The following is a 13,728-nucleotide window of genomic DNA, read 5'->3' on the forward strand; positions in this document are numbered from 1 at the left end:
TAACGATGCAGTATCCAGCGCCACAACTCAATGCTCTGCAGGCAAAATAGTCCTCAAACAGGTCAGGATGGAACCGGCTTCACATCGGGTTTAAAGGCCTTCCGCACTCTCTGCCATCACCGGTCCTGCCAGCCGCCGCCCAGCGCGGCAATCAGCTGGACGCTGGCAACCCACTGCGTGCTTTGCAGCGACAACAGGCTCTGCTGTGAGCTGAGGCTGGTGTTCTCGGTGGTCGCCACATCCAGATAATCAATCATCCCGGCCTGATACTGGTTATAGGTGACGCGCGCAGACTCTTTCGCCGCGTCGGTCGCCCGCTGCTGCGCCAGCATCTCGTCCTGCAGAGTGTTCAGCTCAACCAGATAGTTTTCCACTTCCTGGAAGCCGGTCAGCACCGCCTGGCGATAGCTTGCCACGTCCGCATCATAGGCGGCGCGGGCCTGATCGACTTTCGCCGAGGTGCCACCAAAGTCCAACAGCGTGCCGCTCAGCTCCGGCCCTAATGACCAGACGCGGTTGGGCAGCGAGAGCAAATTGCTGAAGGTGGAACTGGAGAAGCCGCCGGTGGCGCCAAGCGTCAGGTCTGGATAGTACCCGGCAATCGCCACGCCCACCGCAGCATTGGCCGAAGCCACGGTACGTTCGGCATAGGCGATATCCGGACGGCGCTGCAACAGCTCGGACGGCAGCGCGTTCGGGGTGGTCGGCAGCGTGGCGGTAAGCGGTGCGGCAGGCAGGCTGAATTCAGCGGGGGTTTTGCCGATCAGCATGGCGATGGCATGTTCGGTCTGCGCCCGTTGCCAGGTCAGATCCAGCGCGGACGCCCGGGCGCTTTCCAGCTGGGCCTGCGCCTGCGCCAGCGTGGCGCGGGATTCGCTGCCGGACTGGTATTTGTTGTCGATTACCTTCAGATAGCGCTGATAGGCGTCGACACTTTGCTGATACAGGGCGATCTGCTGATCCATAATCCGCAGCTGGAAATAATCCTGCGCCAGTTCGGACTGCGCACTCAGCGTGATGTTGGCTAACTCGGCGGCGCTGGCCTGCGCGCTGGCCTTGTTCTCTTCCAGCGTGCGACGCAGTTTGCCCCAGATATCCAGCTCCCAGCTGGCGCTGGCTTCCAGCGAGTGGCTGTTGCTGACCGTGCGGCCCGAGCCGGTGGTGGTGTTACTGGCGCTGCCGCTGCGGGTGGAAGCGCCGGTTCCGGTCACGCTGGGAAACAGATCCGAGCGGGATCCCGACACCAGTGCCTGCGCCTGACGATATTGCGCTTCGTATTGCGCGACGTTTTGGTTGGAAATCGACACCTGCTGCAACAGCCCGGCCAGCGATTCATCGTGGTAAACCGCCCACCACGCGCCTTTACTATCCGCATCCTGCGGTTTGGCCTGTTGCCAGCCTTTGGCTTCTTTGTACTGGCTGGGCACGCTGGCGGTTGGACGATGGTAATCAGGGCCAACGGCACAGCCGCTCAGGATCAGCGCCAGCAAAACAGGGGTCAGTTTAGTCATTTTCATTATCATTATTCAGCATGACGCAGGCGGGCCCACTGGCGTTTCGTGGCCCGGCTGGCGCGATCAAGATAGAGGTACACCACCGGAGTGGTGAATAAAGTGAGTAGCTGGCTCAAGGCCAGGCCGCCGGCAATCGCCAGCCCCAGCGGACTGCGTAAATCGGCATCGCCACCGCTGCCCAACGCCAGCGGCAGCGCGCCAAAGAAGGCGGCCAGCGTGGTCATCATAATCGGGCGGAAACGCATCAGGCAGGCCTGGGTGATCGCCTGCTGCGGTGACAGTCCCTGCTTACGCTCGGCCGCCAGCGCAAAGTCGATCATCATAATGGCGTTCTTTTTCACAATGCCGATCAACAACAGAATGCCGATCAGCGCGATCACCGTCAGCTGGGTGCCGGTCAGCAGCAGCGCGCCAACGCCCGCCGACGGCAAGGTCGACAGGATGGTCAGCGGATGGATATAGCTTTCATACAGCATCCCCAGCACGATATAGACCGCCGCCAGCGCGGCGAGGATCAGCCACGGCATCGAAGCGGATAGGTCGGCAAAGGCTTTCGCCGTGCCCTGGAAGCCGGCCTGAATGCTGTCCGGTAGCGCGATCTGCGCCATCGCCGTTTTGATCAGCGCCGAGGCCTGTTCCAGCGAGACGCCATCGGCGAGGTTAAAGGCAATGGTGCTGGTCGCTGACTGGCCCTGATGCGCCACCGACAGCGGCGCATTCGCCCCGCTGAAGCTGGCAAAGGCTGAGATCGGCACCTGCGCGCCCTCGTCGTTGACCACAAACATGTTCTCCAGCATCTGCGGATCGCGGGTGTAGGCATCCTGCACCGACATCACCACATGATACTGGTTAAGCGTTTTATACAGCGTGGCCACCTGCCGCTGGGAAAAGGCGTTGTTCAGCAGCGTATCCAGCATATTCACATCCACGCCAAGCCGTTTTGCCCGGTCGCGATCGATATTGATCATCACTTCCTGGCCGCCGGTCTGGGCATCAGAGTCGACGCTGGTCAGCTGCGGGATCGCTTCCAGCGCGGCTTTGACCTTGGGCGTCCAGATGCGCAAGGTATCGAGATCGTCAGCCTGCAGGCTGTACTGATAAGAGGCGTTGGCGCTGCGTCCACCGATATGAATATCCTGCGCCGCCATCAGGAACAGCTGCACGCCGGGGATATTGGCCGATTTGCCGCTCAGCCGGTTGGCGACTTCGGTGGCGGTGGCATCGCGCTTGTCGAAGTCCTTCAGATGCACAAAGAAGTTGGCGGTGTTGCGCGAGCCGAACGCCCCGCTGCCCATCGACGCCATCACGCCATCCACCGCCGGATCCTGCTCAATCATTTTGGCGAACTGCTGCAGCTTGGGCTTCATTGCCTGATAAGAGACGTTCTGGTCGGCCCGCAACATGCCCATCAACAGGCCGGTATCCTGATTGGGGAAGAAGCCTTTCTGCACCACCGAATAGAGGAACAGATTCAGCAGCACCGTCAGGATCAGGCTAAAGAGCGTCAACCGCTGGTGATGCATCACCCAGTCCAGCGCCGAGGAATACGCCGCCAGCAGCCGGTTCAGGCCGTTTTCAATCCACTGATAAACCGGGTGCGGACGCCTGGTGACCGCCGGTCGGCGTTTCAGCAGCCGTGAACAGAGCATCGGCGTCAGGCTCAGCGAAACCAGCATTGAGATAATCAGTGACACCGTCAGCGTCACCGCAAATTCGCGGAACAGCCGCCCGACAATGCTGCCCATCAACAGGATGGGGATAAACACCGCCACCAGCGACAGCGTCATCGACAGCACGGTGAAGCTCACCTCGTGCGCGCCTTTTAGCGAAGCGCGAACCGGGCTCATCCCTTCTTCGATATAACGGGTGATGTTTTCCAGCACCACGATCGCATCGTCGACCACAAAGCCGGTGGCGATAATCAGCGCCATCAACGACAGGTTATCAAGGCTGTAGCCGAGCATATACATCACGGCACAGGTGCCAATCAGCGACACCGGCAACGCCAGCGCCGGGATCAACACCGCCTGCACGTTGCGCAGGAAAACGAACACCACGCCGATCACCAGCAGCACGGCAATCAGCAGCGTCTCTTCGGTGTCATACAGCGAGGCGCGAACGTTGGGCGAGCGGTCGACGACAATTTTCAGCGCCACGTCCGCCGGCAGATCCTTCTCCAGCGCCGGCAGCTGCGCTTTGATCGCATCGATGGTTTCCAGCATATTGGCGCCCGCCTGACGGGTCACGCCGATCATCACCGATGGCGTCTGGTTGTAGTAGCCGACGTTGTATTTGTCTTCGACCGAGTCATACACCGTGGCGACATCGCTGAGGTGGATCGCCCTGCCGTCCTGATAACTGACCACCAGCTTGCGGTATTCGCTGGCCTTATCGAGCTGGCCGTTGCTGTCCACCACCCACGACTGATGTTCGCCCTGCAACATCCCCTTCGGCAGATTGGTGGTGCTGTTGGCTATCGCCTCGCGCACCGTATCCATCGACACGCCGAAGTGCGTCAGCATCTGCGGTTGCAGATCGATTCTCACCGCCGGCAGCGCACTGCCCATCAGCGACACATCGCCGACACCCTGCACCTGGGCAATCTTCTGGTCGATTTTACTGTCGGCAATATCGTACAGCTCGCCGTTGGTGCGGGTGGTGGAGGTCAGCGCCAGCATCACAATTGGCGCGTCGGACGGGTTGGCTTTACGGTAGGTCGGCAGCGACGCCATGCTGCTCGGCAGCAGGCTGCGGGCGGCATTGATCGCCGCCTGCACGTCACGCGCGGCACCGTTGATGTCCCGGCTCAAATCGAACTGCAAAATGATATTGCTCGATCCCGCCGAACTGCTGGAGGTCATCTCGGTGATGCCGGCAATCTGCCCGAGCGATCGCTCCAGCGGCGTGGCCACCGTGGCAGCCATGGTTTCCGGGCTGGCACCCGCCAGCTTCGCCGTCACCATAATGGTCGGGAAATCCACCTGCGGCAGCGGGGCCACCGGCAGCAGGCGGTAACCGAGCGCGCCCAACAGCAGCAGCGCCATGGTCAGCAGCAGCGTGGCGACCGGCCGGAAGATAAACAGCCGTGTGATATTCATCCGCGAACCTTACGCATTCTGCGGCGGGTACGCTCTGCCATGCGGTCGAACCACAGGTAGATCACCGGCGTGGAGAACAGCGTCAGCACCTGGCTGAAGATCAATCCGCCGACGATCACCAGTCCCAGCGGCTGGCGAAGCTCCGCGCCAGAGCCGGATGCCAGCATCAGCGGCAGCGCACCCAGCAGCGCCGCCATGGTGGTCATTAGGATCGGGCGGAAACGCAGCAGGCAGGCCTGATGGATCGCCTCACGCGGGCTGAGATGCTGATGCTTCTCCGCGTCCAGCGCGAAGTCGATCATCATAATGGCGTTCTTTTTCACAATGCCGATCAGCAGGATCACCCCGATTAGCGCAATCAGGCTGAATTCGGTTCCCGACAGCAGCAGCGTCAGCAGTGCGCCGACCGCCGCGGACGGCAGCGTCGAGAGAATGGTCACCGGATGGATAAAGCTTTCATACAGAATGCCCAGCACCACATACATGGTCAGCAGCGCGGCGAGGATCAGCCACAGCGTATTGCTGGTGGCGCTCTGGAATGCCGCCGTTTCCCCTTGATAACGCAGGGTGATGCTCGACGGCTGCGCCAGACTTTGCTGGGTTTCCGCTATCGCTTGCTGCGCATCTTCCAGCGAATAACCGTCCGTCAGGTTAAAGGAGACGGTCACCGCCGGGAACTGATTGAGGCGCATATGGGTCAGCGAGCCGATACGCTGATGGATGGTGGCAATCGACGTCAGCTTAACCATGCCGGTGGTGCTGGCGGTAGTGCTTGTGCTGCTGTCGCTGGTTGACGTGGTGCTGGTGGTGCTGGTCGAATCCGTATCCGAACTGCTGGTCGTTGTGCTGCTGGCCGGCGCCAGATAGATATCATCAAACGAGGCCGGAGACTGCTGATATTTCGGCGCCACTTCCAGCACCACGCGGTACTGATTCGACTGGGTAAAGATGGTCGACACCAGGCGTTGGCCGAAGGCGTTATACAACGCGGTATCGACGTCCGCCGCGGTGATGCCATAGCGGGCAGCCGCATCGCGGTTCAGCTCGACGTAGGCCACCTGCCCCTGATCCTGCAGATTGCTGACCACCGAACTGAACTCCGGCCGCTTTTTCAGCGCGGCCACCAGTTTTGGCGACCAGCTCACCAGATTTTCACTGTCAGCATCATCCAGCGAGAACTGATACTGATCCGGCGTGACCTGATCGTTTACCGTCAGATCCTGCGACGCCTGCATATACAGCTGGATGCCCGGCACGCTCTCCGTGGCCTGCTTCAGTTCGGCAATCACCTGGTCGGCGCGCTCATCGCGCTGGTCAAACGACTTAAGGTTAATTTGCAGCCGTCCGCTGTTCAGGCTGGTGTTGGTGCCGTCGATGCCGATGGTGGATGAGAGGCTCTCCACCGCCGGGTTTTTCAGCACGATAGCCGCCAGCGCCTGCTGACGTTTGGCCATTTCACTGAACGAGATATCCTGCGAGGCCACGGTGACGCCCTGGATCAGCCCGGTATCCTGCGACGGGAAGAAGCCTTTGGGGATCACCAGATACAGCAGGCCGGTAAACACCAGCGTCGCCAGCGCCACCAGCAGCGTCAGCCGCTGATGATTAAGCACGATGGTCAGCAGACGATCGTAACCGGCAATCAGCTTGTCAAAGAACTGGCCGCCTTTACGGTAGAAACGGCTCTGCCGCTCTTCGGGAATATGGCGCAGCAGATAGGCGCACAGCATCGGCGTTAACGTTAATGACACCACCATCGACACCAGAATCGACACCGCAAGCGTGATGGCGAACTCGCGGAACAAGCGCCCGACCACATCGCCCATAAACAGCAGCGGGATCAGTACCGCAATCAGCGAGAAGGTCAGCGAGATAATGGTGAAGCCGATCTGCGCCGAGCCTTTCAGCGCGGCCTGCATCGGGGTTTCGCCCTGCTCCAGACGGCGCGAGATGTTCTCCACCACCACGATGGCATCATCAATCACGAAGCCGGTGGCAATGGTCAGCGCCATCAGCGACAGGTTATTCAGGCTGAAGTCGGCGAGGTACATCACGCCAAAGGTGCCGACCAGCGAAAGCGGCACGGCAATGCTGGGGATCAGCGTGGCAGCCACGTTGCGCAGGAACAGGAAGGTGACCATCACCACCAGTGCAATCGACAGCATCAGCTCAAACTGGACGTCGCTGATCGAGGCACGAATGGTCTGGGTGCGGTCGGAAAGGATCTGCACCTTGACGCCATCCGGCAAGGCGGCCTGAAGGGTTGGCAGCTGTGCTTTAATCGCATCCACCACCGAGATCACGTTCGCGCCGGGCTGGCGCTGCACGCTGATCACAATCGCCGGGGAATTATTGGCCCACGCCGACTGATAGGTGTTCTCCGCCGCTTCCTGAATGGTGGCGATATCGTGCAATCGCAGCGCCGCGCCGTTCTGATACGTCAGGATCAGGTTGCCGTACTCTTCCGCCGTGCGCAGCTGATCGTTGGCGTCGATGGTCACCGAGTGATACTGACCGTCGAATCCGCCTTTCGAGCCGTTAACGTTGCTGTTGCCGATCAGCGTATTGACGTCTTCCAGCGTCAGCCCGTGGGCCGCCAGCGCTTTCGGGTCCATCTGTACGCGGATTGCCGGCTGATGTCCGCCCGCCAGCGTCACCATACCGACGCCGGAAATCTGTGACAGCTTCAGCGCCACGCGGGTGTTGACCAGGTCCTGCACTTTGATCAGCGGTAGCGTGTCCGAACTCGCCGCCAGGGTGATGACTGCGGTATCCGCCGGGTTAACCTTTTTGTAGGTCGGCGGGTTCGGCAGATCGGACGGCAACAGGCTGTCGGCGGCGTTGATCGCCGCCTGCACTTCCTGCTCGGCCACGTCCAGCGACAGATCCAGCGAGAACTTCAGGGTGATCACCGAGGATCCGCTGGAGCTGCTGGACGCCATCTGGCTCAGGCCCGCCATCTGCCCAAGCTGGCGTTCCAGCGGCGCGGTCACCGACGAGGCCATCACGTCCGGGCTGGCGCCAGGATAGAGCGTGGTCACCTGAATGGTCGGGTAATCCACCTGCGGCAGCGCCGAGGTGGAGAGGAAGCGGTAGGCGAAGATGCCGGAGAGCAGCACCGCCACCATCAGCAGAATGGTGGCAACCGGACGTTCGATAAAGATGCGAGAGGGATTCATTGCGCTTTCGCGCTCCCGCTGGCGGTTTTGGTTTCTGCGGCGGTCACCACTTTCACCTTGCTGCCGTTGCTCAGGCGATCGATCCCTTCGGTAACCACCTGCTCACCCGCGCTGACGCCGGAGAGGATCGCCTGCTGCGTGTCCCCCAGCGTTGGCCCGGTTTTAACCGCCTTGCGGGTCACGGTTTGGTCTTTATTGATCACGTAGACAAAGCTGCCATCGCTGCTCAGCTGCAGGGCCTGGGCCGGGATCACCGTCGCCTGTTTCAGCGTGCCGGTTTGCAGCCGCAGGTTCACAAACTGGTTGGGATACAGCGTTTCGTCCTGGTTGGCAAACAGTGCTTTCAGCTTCACCGAGCCGGTGCTGGTATCAATCTGGTTGCTGATAAACTGCACGCTGCCGCTGGCCAGCTCGGCGTTGCCATCCTGATCGAAGGCGGTGGCGGGCAGGCTCTGGCCGTTGTGCAGCGACTTCAGCAGAACAGGAATGTTGTTCTGCGGCACGCTAAAGGTCACGGCGGCAGGCTGGGTCTGGGTGATGGTGACGATGCCGGTGGTATCGGTGGTGTGCACCATATTGCCCGCGTCGACCAGGCGTAAACCGGCGCGACCGGCAATCGGTGAGGTGATTTTGGTGAACTCAAGGTTCAGCTTAGCGGCGGCAATCTGTGCCTCATCGGCCTTGATGGTGCCGGCATACTGGCCAACGGTGGCAATCTGCGTATCCAGATCCTGGCGAGCCAGCGAGTCCTGGGCAAACAGCTTGCGGTAACGCGCCAGCGTCAGTTCGGCACTTTTCAGCAGCGCCTGATTCTGGCTTAAATCACCCTGATACTGCGCCAGCGTGGCCTGATAGCTGCGCGGATCGACCTGCGCCAGCACCTGCCCTGCTTCCACTTTTTGCCCTTCGGTAAACAGCACCTTGATCAACTGTCCGTCGACCCGGCTGGTGACCGTCACCGTCGAGTTAGCCACCACGGTGCCTAACGCTGTCAGATAGACCGGAACATCCGCCGTCGTGACCTCACCCGCGTGCACCGGCGTCACCGCACCGGCCATCATCCCCGGACCGCCAGGCCCACGCATACCGCCATGGCCCCCCGGTCCACCAGGACCACCCGCTTCTCCACCCCCGTGCGGCCAGAAACGCCAGGCAAGCAGGGCAACGAGGATGACCAGGATCAGTAAAATGATTTTTTTACGTCGGGAGGATGAGGTTTTCGAAGTCGTTGGGGTCATGAGGCTCTGTGGAGTCAAGTGAGGCAAAGGGTTCAACGGGGGCCGTTGCCCACGCCTGAAAAAGGTCAGGCCAGCAAAACTGGCCTGACGCTATTATGAGCGAGGGGGGTGATTAAATTCCATCCTCAGAGCGTAAGGATTTCGTAAGGAAATCAAGGGAATCATGATTTCCAACCACCGCCGAGCGCTTTATACAGTGTTATTTGCTGGTTCAACCGTCCTAACTGAGTGGTTATCAGCGATTGCTGCGCCGCATACAGTGAACGCTGCGCCACCAGCACGTTGAGGTAGTTATCCACTCCCTGCTGATAGCGGATATGGGCGAAGTCATAGTTCCGTTGATTCGCCTGCTCATCCTGCTCTCTGGCCGTCAGTTCATCTTTGTAGGTGTCCTGTCCGGCCAGCGCATCGCCCACTTCCTTGAATGCCGTCTGGATCGATTTTTCGTAGTCGGCAATTTCAATTCGCTTCTGTAAATGCGCGATATCGAGGTTAGCCGAATTCACGCCGCCGTCGAAGATCGGCAGGTTGATGCTCGGCCCAAAGGACCAGGCCGCCGTGCCGCCTTCCAGCAGATGCCCCAGACTGCTGGAGGTCGATCCGCCGGAAGCCGTCAGGCTGATGCTTGGGAAGAACGCCGCACGCGCCGCGCCGATATTGGCATTCGCCGCTTTCAGCTCATGCTCCGCCGCGATGATATCCGGACGACGGGTCAACAGATCCGAAGGCAGACCGGATGGCGTCGCCGGGAAGTGCCAGTTTTTGTTCAGGCGGGCATTGGCCAGCATGTCGGACGGCAGATTGGTGCCGACCAGCAGCGCCAGCGCGTTGACGTCCTGACGTACCTGACGGGTATAAGACGCAACGTCCGCCTGAGCGGTCCGCACCGAGGTTTCCGCCTGCACCAGATCCTGCTCGCTGCTGACGCCACCATCGACGCTGCGTTTGGTCAGGTTGTAAGAATCCTGCTGGCTTTTCACCGTGTCCATCGCCAGCTTCAGCAGCTCGTTATCCGCACACAGCGACAGATAGCCAGACGCCACTTCGGAGATCAGGCTGATCTGCGTGGCGCGCTGGGTGGCAGCGGTGGCCAGGTAGCTTTCCAGCGTCTGGTCACGCAGGCTGCGCAGGCGGCCAAAGAAATCCAGCTCCCAGGCGGTGACGCCCAGGCTGGTGTTCAACTCATGGTAGGTCACCGGGCCGGTTGAGGCGGTGTTATACAGATTACCCGGAAGATGCGCGGCGGTCTGGGACGCGCTCAGGTCCACCGAGGGCAGCAATGCGGCCCGGTCAATCTGCACCTGCGAACGGGCCACATCGACATTCAGCGCGGCAACGCGCAGGTCGCGGTTATTCTCCAGCGACAGCGCAATCAGCTTGTTCATCACCGGATCGGTGAAGAAGTTCTGCCAGCTGATATCCGCGCCGTTTCCGGCCCGATCCTTGCCCTGCTGGCCATAATCTGCCGCCACCGGCAGCGCCGGGCGCTGGTACGTCGGCTCCATAGTACAGCCGCTGAGCACCAGCATCATCGCCATCGGCAGCGCGGCCAGGGTTAACGTCTTGCGTAGCATTATTTCTTCACCTCAATATGCGTTTTTTTCTTACCTGAGAAGCGTTGCGCCACCACGACGTAAAACATCGGCACGAAGAAGATGGCGAGGAAGGTGGCGGTGATCATCCCGCCGACCACGGCGGTGCCGATGGAGTGCTGGCTCCCTGCGCCCGCGCCGCTGGAGAGAGTCAGGGGCAGTACGCCAAGCACAAAGGCCATCGAGGTCATGATGATTGGACGGATACGCAGTTTGGCCGCTTCCATCGCCGCTTCCACCAGCCCTTTGCCCTCTTTCTCATGCAGCTCTTTGGCAAACTCGACAATCAGAATGGCGTTTTTCGCCGCCAGCCCGACGGTGGTCAGCAGCCCCACCTGGAAGAACACATCGTTCTCCAGCCCGCGCATCAGCACCGCCAGAATGGTGCCGAGCACGCCCAGTGGCACCACCAGGATCACCGAGAACGGGATCGACCAGCTCTCGTACAGCGCCGCCAGGCAGAGGAACACCACCAGGATTGAGAGGGTATAGAGCGCGGGCGTCTGCGAGCCGGAACTCTGTTCTTCATACGACAGGCCATGCCACTGCACCTTGAAGCCCGCCGGCAGTTTGGCGGCAATCTCTTCCACGGCTTTGGTGGCATCGCCCGAGCTGTAGCCCGCAGCCGGTGAACCCATGATTTCTACCGCCGAGATGCCGTTAAAGCGCTCGTAACGCGGCGAACCGTATTCCCACTTGCCGCTGCCAAAGGCCGAGAACGGCACCATTTCGCCGCTGGTGTTGCGGAAGTACCACTTGTTCAAATCTTCAGGCGTCACGCGTGAACCGGCGTTGCCCTGCAGATAGACCTTCTTCACGCGGCCGTGGTAGATAAACTGGTTCACGTAGGTTGAACCCCACGCGGTGGAGAGCGTGTCGTTGATGTCTTCCAGACTCAGGCCCAGCGCCCTTGCCCGCTCGTCATCAATGATCAGATGGTATTGCGGCTCATCTTCCATGCCGTTCGGACGGGTCGCCATCAGGCGCTTGTCCTGCGCGGCCATGCCGAGGAACTGATTACGGGCGGCCATCAGCGCTTCGTGGCCTTTGTTGTCGGTATCCTGCAGGAAGAAGTCAAAGCCGGTGGCGTTGCCCAGTTCCATGACCGCAGGCGGCACCAGGGCAAAGACTTTGGCATCCTGCAGCGAGCCGAAGTGCGCCATGGTGCGCTGCGCCAGCTTCTGCACGGTCTGTTCGCTGTTACGCTGCGCCCAGGGCTTCAGCAGCACAAAGGACATCGCGGTGTTTTCCCCGCGCCCGGAGAAGCTGAAGCCGTTCGGCGAGAACACCGAGCTGACTTCCGGCTCGTTCTTCAGCAGCCAGGACTGAATATCATCCAGCACCTGCTGCGTTCGTTCGCTGGAGGCGTTGGCGGGCAGCGTGGTCTGCATCATCATCACGCCCTGATCTTCATCCGGCAGGAAGGAGGTCGGCACGCGGGTGAACAGATAGCCGGTGGCCACCACCAGCAGCAGATAGATCACCAGGAACAGGTTACGCTTGGCGATCACATGGCCGACGCTGTTGCTGTAATGCAGCGTGCCGCTGTCAAACTTGCGGTTAAACCAGCCCGCCAGCCCTGTGGTTTTGTGATCTGCCGATCCTGGTTTCAGGATGGTGGCGCACAAGGCCGGGGTGAAGATCAGCGCCATCAGCACCGACAGGGCCATCGCCGAGACGATGGTGATCGAGAACTGGCGGTAAATAACCCCGGTCGATCCGCTAAAGAAGGCCATCGGCAGCAGCACGGCCGACAGCACCAGCGCGATACCAAACAGCGCGCCCTGGATCTGCTCCATTGATTTCAGCGTGGCGGCTTTGGGATCCAGCCCTTCGTCGTGCATCACGCGCTCGACGTTTTCCACCACCACGATCGCATCGTCCACCAGCAGCCCGATGGCCAGCACCATGCCGAACATCGTCAGGGTGTTGATGGTGTAGCCGCAGGCCGACAGGATGCCAAAGGTCCCGAGCAGCACCACCGGCACTACCATGGTGGTGATCAGCGTGGCGCGCAGGTTTTGCAGGAACACCAGCATCACCACAAACACCAGCGCGATGGCTTCGAACAGCGTTTTTACCACTTCTTCAATCGACGAGCTAACCACCGGCGAGGTGTCGTACGGGAAGGTCACCTGCACGCCGTCCGGCAGCGAACCTTTGATGCCGTCAACGGTGGCGCGCACCGCGTTAATCGCATCCAGCACGTTGGCACCACTGGCCAGACGCAGCGCCATACCCGCAGACGGTTTGCCGTTATAGGTCGCGGAAATGCTGTAATCCTGTGGCCCCAAATCCACTTTCGCCACGTCACGCAGGCGCACCTGAGAGCCGTCCGGATTGACCTTCAGCAGGATGTTTTCGAACTCTTTCACCGACTGCAGACGGGTTTTACCGATGATGGTGGCGCTGAATTTCGCCCCCGGAATGGTCGGCAGGCCCGCCAGCTTACCGCTGGAGATCTGCACGTTCTGCTGGGTGATGGCGGTAGAAACATCGCTGGGGATCAGCTGATACTTATACAGTTTGGCCGGGTCGACCCAGATACGCATGCCGTATTCCGAGCCCATCACCATAAAGTCACCCACGCCTTTGGTACGGGAGATCGGATCTTCCAGCTTTGACACCAGCAGGTCGGCCAGGTCACCGTTGCTCATCTTGCCGTTGGTCGAGATCAGGCTGACCACCAACATAAAGTTGGCCTGGTACTTACGCACGTTGATCCCTTGCTGGGTCACTTCGGTCGGCAGCTGAGATTCCGCCAGCGACACCTTGTTCTGCACCTGTACCTGAGCGATATCCGGATCGGTGCCCTGATCGAAGGTGACGATGATGGTGGCGCTGCCGTCGCTGTTACTCTGCGACTCGATATAGCGCATGTTATCGATGCCGCTCAGTTGCTGTTCGATAACCTGCACCACGGTGTTCTGCGCGGTTTCGGCGCTGGCGCCAGGATAGGTGACCTGAACCGAGATCGCCGGTGGCGCAATATTGGGATACTGGTTAATCGGCAGCTTGAGGATGGATAATCCACCGACCAGCATCACAATGATCGCCACCACCCAGGCAAAGATGGGGCGTTCAATGAAGAATTTAGACATCAGATT

The 13,728-nt window shown here is 60.4% G+C and carries 6 protein-coding genes; all 6 read right to left on the reverse strand.

Going from position 1 to position 13,728, the window contains the following annotated elements; genetic code table 11:
* Positions 1 to 116: 116 nt before the first annotated feature.
* The 6 genes from EBC_RS19705 to EBC_RS19730 all read right to left on the reverse strand — a co-directional run bounded on the left by EBC_RS19705 (position 117) and on the right by EBC_RS19730 (position 13,722).
* Positions 117 to 1,517 carry an efflux transporter outer membrane subunit gene (locus EBC_RS19705; RefSeq protein WP_013203608.1) on the reverse strand — a complete coding sequence of 467 codons (1,401 nt, stop codon included), beginning with the start codon at positions 1,515 to 1,517 and terminating at the stop codon, positions 117 to 119.
* A 5-nt stretch (positions 1,518 to 1,522) separates the two neighbouring features.
* Positions 1,523 to 4,612 (reverse strand): efflux RND transporter permease subunit, encoded by a 3,090-nt coding sequence (locus EBC_RS19710; RefSeq protein WP_013203609.1) that lies wholly within the window; start codon positions 4,610 to 4,612, stop codon positions 1,523 to 1,525.
* Positions 4,609 to 7,791 (reverse strand): efflux RND transporter permease subunit, encoded by a 3,183-nt coding sequence (locus tag EBC_RS19715; protein WP_013203610.1) that lies wholly within the window; start codon positions 7,789 to 7,791, stop codon positions 4,609 to 4,611. Before EBC_RS19715 ends, EBC_RS19710 begins: the two co-directional genes overlap by 4 nt.
* Positions 7,788 to 9,029: an MdtA/MuxA family multidrug efflux RND transporter periplasmic adaptor subunit gene (locus EBC_RS19720; protein WP_013203611.1), complete on the reverse strand. Its 1,242-nt coding sequence runs from the start codon at positions 9,027 to 9,029 to the stop codon at positions 7,788 to 7,790. Before EBC_RS19720 ends, EBC_RS19715 begins: the two co-directional genes overlap by 4 nt.
* A 161-nt stretch (positions 9,030 to 9,190) precedes the next feature.
* The gene (locus EBC_RS19725) at positions 9,191 to 10,603 is read right to left on the reverse strand and encodes an efflux transporter outer membrane subunit (protein ID WP_013203612.1); all 1,413 of its coding nucleotides are present in this window, start codon (positions 10,601 to 10,603) and stop codon (positions 9,191 to 9,193) included.
* Positions 10,603 to 13,722 carry an efflux RND transporter permease subunit gene (locus EBC_RS19730; protein WP_013203613.1) on the reverse strand — a complete coding sequence of 1,040 codons (3,120 nt, stop codon included), beginning with the start codon at positions 13,720 to 13,722 and terminating at the stop codon, positions 10,603 to 10,605. The genes EBC_RS19725 and EBC_RS19730 overlap by 1 nt, the downstream gene beginning before the upstream one ends.
* Positions 13,723 to 13,728: the final 6 nt, after the last annotated feature.

The sequence above is a fragment of the Erwinia billingiae Eb661 genome (assembly GCF_000196615.1).
GTDB classification, from domain to species: Bacteria; Pseudomonadota; Gammaproteobacteria; order Enterobacterales; family Enterobacteriaceae; genus Erwinia; species Erwinia billingiae.

Coding starts and splice junctions, on each gene's coding strand:
- EBC_RS19705 (WP_013203608.1), bottom strand. CDS start 1,517: ATGAAAATGACTAAACTGACCCCTGTTTTGCTGGCGCTGATCCTGAGC.
- EBC_RS19725 (WP_013203612.1), bottom strand. CDS start 10,603: ATGCTACGCAAGACGTTAACCCTGGCCGCGCTGCCGATGGCGATGATG.
- EBC_RS19710 (WP_013203609.1), bottom strand. CDS start 4,612: ATGAATATCACACGGCTGTTTATCTTCCGGCCGGTCGCCACGCTGCTG.
- EBC_RS19730 (WP_013203613.1), bottom strand. CDS start 13,722: ATGTCTAAATTCTTCATTGAACGCCCCATCTTTGCCTGGGTGGTGGCG.
- EBC_RS19715 (WP_013203610.1), bottom strand. CDS start 7,791: ATGAATCCCTCTCGCATCTTTATCGAACGTCCGGTTGCCACCATTCTG.
- EBC_RS19720 (WP_013203611.1), bottom strand. CDS start 9,029: ATGACCCCAACGACTTCGAAAACCTCATCCTCCCGACGTAAAAAAATC.